This window comes from Mesorhizobium sp. M2A.F.Ca.ET.039.01.1.1, from assembly GCF_003998035.1.
Taxonomy (GTDB): domain Bacteria; phylum Pseudomonadota; class Alphaproteobacteria; order Rhizobiales; family Rhizobiaceae; genus Mesorhizobium.
In genome coordinates, this window is sequence record NZ_RZRY01000292.1 from 1 (window position 1) to 7,582 (window position 7,582).

6 protein-coding genes and 1 pseudogene are annotated in these 7,582 nt (G+C 65.8%); 2 read left to right on the top strand and 5 right to left on the bottom strand.

Going from position 1 to position 7,582, the window contains the following annotated elements; all coding sequences use genetic code 11:
• Both EOA24_RS21110 and EOA24_RS21115 read right to left on the bottom strand, forming a co-directional pair.
• Positions 1-952, bottom strand: a 952-nt coding sequence (locus EOA24_RS21110) for an Ldh family oxidoreductase (RefSeq protein ID WP_127410034.1), incomplete at its 3' end; no start/stop codon positions are given.
• A gap of 15 nt (positions 953-967) precedes the next feature.
• Positions 968-1,876 (bottom strand): LysR family transcriptional regulator, encoded by a 909-nt coding sequence (locus tag EOA24_RS21115; RefSeq protein WP_126081828.1) that lies wholly within the window; start codon positions 1,874-1,876, stop codon positions 968-970.
• Between the two features lie 100 nt (positions 1,877-1,976).
• Between EOA24_RS21115 and EOA24_RS21120 the strand changes: the two genes are divergently transcribed.
• Positions 1,977-3,425 (top strand): aldehyde dehydrogenase family protein, encoded by a 1,449-nt coding sequence (locus EOA24_RS21120; protein WP_126081829.1) that lies wholly within the window; start codon positions 1,977-1,979, stop codon positions 3,423-3,425.
• Positions 3,422-4,399, top strand: coding sequence for a membrane dipeptidase (locus EOA24_RS21125; RefSeq protein WP_126081830.1), 978 nt, complete (start codon positions 3,422-3,424; stop codon positions 4,397-4,399). The genes EOA24_RS21120 and EOA24_RS21125 overlap by 4 nt, the downstream gene beginning before the upstream one ends.
• An 8-nt stretch (positions 4,400-4,407) precedes the next feature.
• On the opposite strand, the gene EOA24_RS21130 is transcribed toward EOA24_RS21125, so the two are convergent.
• The 3 genes and pseudogenes from EOA24_RS21130 to EOA24_RS21140 all read right to left on the bottom strand — a co-directional run.
• Positions 4,408-5,223, bottom strand: coding sequence for an NAD(P)-dependent oxidoreductase (locus EOA24_RS21130; protein WP_126081831.1), 816 nt, complete (start codon positions 5,221-5,223; stop codon positions 4,408-4,410).
• A gap of 74 nt (positions 5,224-5,297) precedes the next feature.
• Positions 5,298-6,917 carry a hydantoinase B/oxoprolinase family protein gene (locus EOA24_RS21135; protein ID WP_126081832.1) on the bottom strand — a complete coding sequence of 540 codons (1,620 nt, stop codon included), beginning with the start codon at positions 6,915-6,917 and terminating at the stop codon, positions 5,298-5,300.
• Positions 6,914-7,582, bottom strand: a pseudogene (locus EOA24_RS21140) (hydantoinase/oxoprolinase family protein); the annotation flags it as partial. The pseudogene EOA24_RS21140 and the gene EOA24_RS21135, both read right to left, overlap by 4 nt.

Sequence of the window (7,582 nt, forward strand, 5' to 3'; positions counted from 1 at the left end):
CCACCTCGATGCCTTGGGCATTGCTCTCGCGCGCGCCGAAGCGCCTCGTGCCGGGAAGCCGCGCTTCGCCGATGAAGGCGCCGGCGACGGTTTCCAGATTGCCGGCGAACGCGCCGCCCGACGTGGCCTCGGGCGAGACCGCCAGGAAGAACTGGCCGGTTCCGGGTGGCCCTCCGGCCGTGCCGGAGAAGGGGCTGGCGACAAGCCCTGGATTTGCCCCGGTCAGGCATGCGGCAAAGATCTCCACCAGTAATGCGGTGCCGACGCCCTTGTAGCCGCCCGCCGGCGCCATGGTGCCCTTCAACGCTTCGCCTGCGTCGGTCGTCGTCTCGCCGCTCGCATCGAAGGCCCAGCCGGGCGGGATCGGTTCGCCGGCGCGAGCGCGCTTGATGACCTCGCTCTTGGCGACGACGCTTGCGCTCTGGTCGATGACGAAGCGCGCGCCGCCTTGTCCGTCCGGGACGGCGAGCGACAAGGGATTTGTGCCCACGGCTGCCTTGCGGCCGCCCCAGGGCGCGATCGAGGCCGGCGCGTTGGTGAAACCCAGCCCGACCAGGCCGGCTTGAGCGATCCGTTCGGTGTGATAGCCGAGCGCGCCGCAATTGTAGGAATTACGGATGGCGAGCGCGGCGACACCTTGGGAGCGCGCCGCTTCGATCAGCGGCGGCAGGCCGAGGGCGATTGCCGCGTGGGCAAAGCCGTTGCCGGCATCGACGGCGACAACGGCCGGGGCAGGCCGGGTCAGGCGCGGCTCGGCCAGTCCCAGCACCTTGCCGCAGGTCAAGTGCTCGCAATAGGTCGGCAGATACATCAGCCCGTGCGACTTCAAGCCGTCGCGTTCCGCCGCCGCGATGCCGGCGGCCAACGCCTCGGCCTGCCGCTCGCTTGCGCCGTGTCGGGTCAGCGCTTCTCGGGCGAGCGTTTCGATGCGGACTTCTGTCAGGCGTGTCATCCAGTCATCCACCAATCATGCCGCGGCATAGCCGAACTCTTTCTCGCCCGCCTGGGTCTGCTGGCGAATGCATTCGATGAAGCGCAGAGACGCGGGCTGCAGGTTCCGGCCTTCCCTGGCGATCCAGCCGACCCTCCGGCTCGAGCGTGGATCGGCAAGCGGGACGAAGCGCACGGCATGGCTGCATTTCCAGCGGCAGAGCCTGGGCAGGATGGTGACGCCGAGCCCGGCCTCCACCATCGCCAGGTTGGAGCTCACATTGGTCGCGGTGAGTTTCGAGCCGGCGGCAAGCGCCTCGGTCTCGGCAAGCCCGAGTGCTTCGGCCGCGCCATTGCGGATGAAGCTCTCGCCTTCAAGCTGCGCCCATTTCAACGGGCGCTTCGATGTCGCCAGCGGATGATCGACCGGACAGACGAAATCGAGCGGCTCTTGGAACAGAGGCTCGAAACTGAGCTGCGGCCGCTTGCTGGCAAGCACGCAAAGGCCAACCTCGACCATGCCGTTTTCCACCGCCTCGACGATGGCACTGGAATCGCTGTCGCGGACATGGATGTCGAAACTGCTGCCCTCGGCGCGAAGCTGGGCGATCGCGCGCGGCAGCAACGTCACGGCGACCGAAGGCACGCTTGCCACGTCGCAGCGTCCCTGCAGGTCCGCGGCGTAGCTGGTCATCGCCAGGCAGGCGCGATCGTAATGGGCGATCATGGCGCGCGCCTCGTCGAGCACGATGCGGCCGACCGGCGAGAGCGCGCCCTTGCGCTCGCTCTCGAACAGTGGCGCGCCGATATCGTCTTCCAGTTGCTTCAAGGTCATCGACACGGCGGACGGCGTACGGCCGATCTGATCGGCAGCGGCGCGCACGCCGCCGGTCTCGCAGACCGCGACGAAGCTGCGCATGCCGGTCAGGCTGATGGTTTTGGTCACTGTTAAGCTTGCCTGAACGTTTGTGCCAAAAATTGAGCTTGATTGAAGTTCACAGCATTGCTTAGGTTGTTGTCAACCGAATTGATGCAGGTCGAACAGGATGCTGAACGGTCGGAACTTCGTCGCCGGCGAATGGCGTGACGGCGCCGACTGGGTCGAGGACCTCAATCCATCGGATGTGACCGACATCGTCGGGCGCTTTGCCCAGGCGCGACCGTCCGACATCCATGACGCCGTTGCGGCGGCGCAAGGCGCGCAGCGCGAATGGGCGGCGGCGGGGCTGGAGGCGCGGGCCGCCGTTCTCGACGCCATCGGACGCGAGTTGATGGCGCGCTCGAAGGAGCTTGGCGAGTTGCTTTCGCGCGAGGAGGGCAAGACCCTGCCCGAAGGGATCGGCGAGGTCTATCGCGCCGGGCAGTTCTTCACCTATTTCGCAGCCGAGGCGCTGCGCAATCTCGGCGCCTCCACCGACTCGGTCCGGGCCGGCGTGGATGTCCTGATCGAGCGCGAGCCGCTCGGCGTCGTCGCGATCATTTCCCCTTGGAATTTCCCTGTCGCCACCGCGTCCTGGAAGATTGCGCCGGCGCTGGCCTTCGGCAATGCGGTGGTCTGGAAACCGGCCAGCATTACCCCCGCCAGCGCCTGGGCGCTGACCGAGATCATCAGCCGGCAGGCGATCCCGGAAGGCCTGTTCAACCTGGTGATGGGGTCAGGATCGACGATCGGCCGCGAGCTTGCCGCCAATGCCGACATTCAAGGGCTGAGCTTCACCGGTTCGGGCGCCGTCGGCTCCGGCATAGCCGCGCTCGCGGCGGCGCGGTTCGTGAAGCTGCAGCTCGAAATGGGATCGAAGAATCCCTTCGTGATCATGGACGACGCAGACCTCGATCGCGCGGTCGACCTTGCCGTGAACGGCGCCTTTGGCGGGACAGGCCAGAAATGCACTGCCTCGTCGCGCCTGATCGTGCAGCGGCCGATCCATGACGCCTTTGTCGAGAAATTGCTGGCGAAAACCAGGGCCTTGAAGGTCGGCCATGCGCTTGAGGCGGGCGTCCAGATGGGACCTGTCGTCAGCGCAGAGCAGCTCTCGGCCAATCTCGATTATGTGACGCTCGGCATCAGCGAGGGCGCCGAGCTTGCTACCGGCGGCGAGGCGCTCGACCTGGCACATAACGGGCACTACATGGCGCCGGCCGTCTTCCTCAACGGGCGCTCGCGCATGCGCATCAACCAGGAGGAGATGTTCGCGCCGATCACCTGCGTGATGACGGCCGACGATCTCGACGAGGCGATCTTCCTCGCCAACGACACGCCCTATGGGCTGACGGCCGGCATCGCCACGCGCTCCCTGGCGCGCGCGACGAAATTCCGCCACGCCTCGCGCTCGGGCTGCGTCATGGTCAACCTGGCGACCGCCGGCACTGACTATCACGTGCCGTTCGGCGGCGTTCGCGCCTCGAGCTACGGCCCGCGCGAGCAGGGACGTTCGGCGGTCGAGTTCTACACCCAGGTCAAGACGTCCTACATCCATGCGGGCGCGGGCGAATGACCGGCGACGCGCCGCAAGTGCTCATCGACGGGCTGCAATATTGCAACTGGTCGCGCGAAATTTTCCAGGAGATGCGCCGGGGCGGGCTGACCGCGGTCCATGCCACGGTCGGCTATCACGAAGGTTTTCGCGAGACGGTGCGCCATCTGGTGGATTGGCGCACACGCTTCCGCGACAATGAGGATCTCATCCTTCTGGCGCGCGACGCCGGCGACATCGAGCGGGCGCGAGCCTCGAACCGGACGGCTATTTTCCTCGGGCTGCAAAACCCGATGCCGATCGAGGACGACATCGGCCTGATGGAAATGCTCTTCGATCTCGGCATCCGTTTCATGCAGCTCACCTACAACAACCAGTCGCTGCTCGGCTGCGGCTGGATGGAGAAGGAAGACAGCGGCGTGACGCGGATGGGGCGCGAGGCGATCGCCGAGATGAACCGGCTCGGCATGATCATCGATCTGTCGCATGCGGGCGAGCGGACGACGCTGGAGGCGATCGCGCTCTCTGAGCGTCCGGTGGTCATCAGCCACGCCAACCCGCGCTGGCTCCGCGACAGCAATCGCAGTGTGTCCAAGGAGGTATTGCAGGCATTGCGCGAAAGGGAAGGGCTGCTCGGCCTCTCGCTCTATTCACTGCATCTTCCGAACGGCTCGGACACGACACTCGATCAATTTGGCAAGATGGCCGGGGAAGCGGCTGAAATCATGGGAGCGGAGCATCTCGGCATCGGCTCGGATCTCTGCCAGGACCAGCCCGACAGCATCCTGCGCTGGATGCGCGAGGGTCGCTGGACCCGCGAGGTCCAAGCCGCTGCAAGCTTCCCGACTCAGCCGTCCTGGTTCGGATCGAACCTCGATTTTCCCGGGCTTTCGCAGGGCCTACTCGCGGCGGGCTTCGACGAGACGGGAACATCCTTTGTGCTCGGCGGCGCCTGGAATCGCTTCATCCGGGACAGCCTGCCTTCCGCTGGCTGAATGCCGCGCTATTCTGCCGGCTTGTCGTCCGGGTGGCCAAGCTCGCAGAACCAGCCGCCGAGATATTTCACCGAGGGTCTCTTCGGATCGGGAATAGGCGTCTTCGCCTCGACGGCGGCGCGGTACGGCTCGGCGCTGTCCTGCGGGATGAAGCCGAGATGGCCGGCGCCGCTGTTGTCGACCATCTTCAGCTTGTTGTCGGATATGCCGAAGGAGATGGTGTGTCCGACGCGCGGCGCGGTGAGCGACGCCTCGACCAGGCGCACGCAGTCGGCGAAGGAGAGATAAGACCACAGCATGCGGCGATCGGCCGGTTCGGGGAAAGACGAGAAGATGCGCAGGCACACCGTCTCGATGCCGAACTTGTCCCAATAGAGCCTGCTCAGGCTCTCGACGAAATTCTTCGAAACGCCATAGAGGCTGTCGGGGCGCACGGGCGCGTCGACGCTGATATGCGCCTCGATCTCGTGATAGCCGATGGCATGCACCGAGGAGGCGTAGATGACGCGCTTCACCCCATGTTTCCGGGCGCCTTCATAGATGTGGTAGGAGCCGCGGATGCTGGAATCCAAGATGGTCTGCCATTCGCATTCGAGGGGCGCGCCGCCGAAATGCACGATCGCGTCGCAGTCCTTGGTCGCTGCGATCGTGGCTTCCATGTCGGCGAGATCGAAGACTGCTTCCTCTTCGTGGGGCGCAAGATCGCCGAAGGGCTCGCGGCCCGCGAGGCGGATGGTCCTGGCGAGCGGCACCAGCCCCTTGCGCAACTGCGAGCCGAGCCGGCCGGCGGCGCCGGTGATCAGGATACGTTCATAATGCGGCATCGTTTACTCCACTTGCGCGACGGCGGCTTTGACCCGCGCGATCGCCTCGGTCGACAGGCGCGAGGCAACATAGCTCATTGGTCGTTCTCCGTAATGTAACCCTTGGAACGGTCATTGGCCCGCGCGGCCACGCTGCGCCTGGCCGGATCGCCATAGCCGCCGCCGCCCGGCAGTTCCAGGATCAGCCTGCGTCCAGCCGGCACATGCTGCCAGCCCTTGGGGCGCATCTTTGTGCCGTTATCGAGCTTGACGACGCCCGCGACGCCGGGCTTGCCGCCTTCGCGACCCTGGGCCGGATGGTTGACGCGGTCGAACATCGCCGAGAAATCGAATTCGTGGCCTTCGGTCGCCTCGATCTCGATGACCTGTCCGAGACCGCCGCGGAATTCGCCGTCGCCGCCGGAGTCCGGCCGCAGTTCCTTGCGCCAGATGACGATCGGGCCGGTATGCTCGGTCGCCTCAATCGGCATCGTGTGCACGCCGGACGGGAAGGCCGTCGCCGACAAGCCGTCCAGTTCGGGGCGGGCGCCCATGCCGCCGGAGTTGAACATCAGCACTTCGGCGCGGCGGCCGGAACCGCCGGCGACGGGTCGCACGGAAATGTGGATGTTCCAGAGCGCCCCGGCGCCTTCGGCGAGGATTTTTCCGGGCAACGCCTTGGAGAACGCGCCCAGCACGAGATCGGGAACCATGTGGCCGAAGATGTGCCTGAGCGCCACCGGCGCCGGCCGCACTGCGTTCAGGATGTTAATGGGCGACGACACGGTGAAGAAGGCGAGCGAGGCGGCATTGTTCGGAATATCCGGAGCGACCACGCATTTCAGCGCATAGCAGGCATAGGCCTTGCTGTAGATGATCGGGCAGTTGATGCCCCAGCGGCTCATCGGATCGCTGCCGGTGAAATCGACCTCGACATTGTCGTCGCGGACCGAGACCGTGGCCGACAGCTTCACCGGCGCGTCATAGCCGTCGGTCACCAGCTCGTTCGACCAGCTTCCCTTGGGCAGCGCCTTGATGCGCTCCAGCATGGCCTCGCGGGTGCGCGAGAAGATGAAGTCGCGGAGCCCGTCGAGCGAGGCAAGGCCGGTCTCCTTCATCATGTCGACGAGGCGGCGATGACCGACCTCGTTGCAGGCCGCAAGCGAATAGAAATCGCCGACCACCTGGTTCGGCTCGCGGACATTGGCGCGCAGGATGCGGACGACGTCGAGGTTGACCTTGCCCTTTTCCGCGAACTTCATGATCGGGATCTGGATACCTTCCTCATAGACCGACTTGCCGTCGGCGCCGAAGCCGCGGCCGCCGACATCGACGACATGCGCCGTGCAGGCGAAGAAGGCGACGAGCTCGCCGTTCAGGAAGGACGGCGACACCATGGTGATGTCATGCAGGTGGCCGGTGCCGAGCCATGGGTCGTTGGTGACATAGGTGTCGCCCTCGAACATCTGATCGCGCGGGATCGCGTGCATGAAATGCAGCACGGCCTCGGCCATGGTGTTGACGTGGCCGGGCGTGCCGGTGACCGCCTGGGCCAGCATCTGACCGCGCGGGTCGAACACGCCCGCTGACAGGTCGCCGGCTTCGCGCACAGAGGTGGAGAAGGCGGTGCGCAGCAAGGTCAGCGCCTGCTCCTCGACCACCGAGATCAACCGGTTCCACATGACCTGCATGCGGATTGCGCTGATATCGCTCATGACTGACTGCCTTTGCGGGTCAGGAGGATCGCTCCGTCGCTTTGGATGACGGCGTCAAAGCTGGTGGTGACGACGGTCGACGTCTCGCGCTCGACGATGACGGCGGGCCCCGCCAGGCGGTCGCCGACGCAGAGCTTGTCGCGCTCGACGATGCCATAGGTCTGTGGCGCGCCGGTCGCCGGTTCGAACACGGCCCGGGTCGTTATCGGTTCGCTCTTCTTCCTGCCGGTGGTGAGTTCATGCCGCGTCACGGCCGGACGAACGTCCGTCGCCTTGACCGACCAGGTGACGATCTCGATCTCCAGCCCGTCGAGCCCTTCGATGGCCCGGCCGAAGAAGCGCTGATAGCTGGTCTCGAACAGATCCTTGAGCTTGGCGACTGCATCCTCGCCGAACGGTTCGTCGACCAACGGCACGGGGATTTCCCAGCCCTGGCCAGCATAGCGCATGAAGGCGGTGATCTCGCAGACGATCCTGCCGCTGGCGCCGCTGCGCACAAACCCCTCTGCGGAGGCCTTGAGGTCGGCGAGCAGGGCGTTGACCTCGGCCGGCTTGAAGCGCGACAGGCGCGTCAGCCTGGACGCCAGCGCCTCATAGCCGAACGGCGCTTTCAGGAAGCCGATCGCCGAGCCGACGCCGGCGCCGCGCGGCACGATGCACTGGTC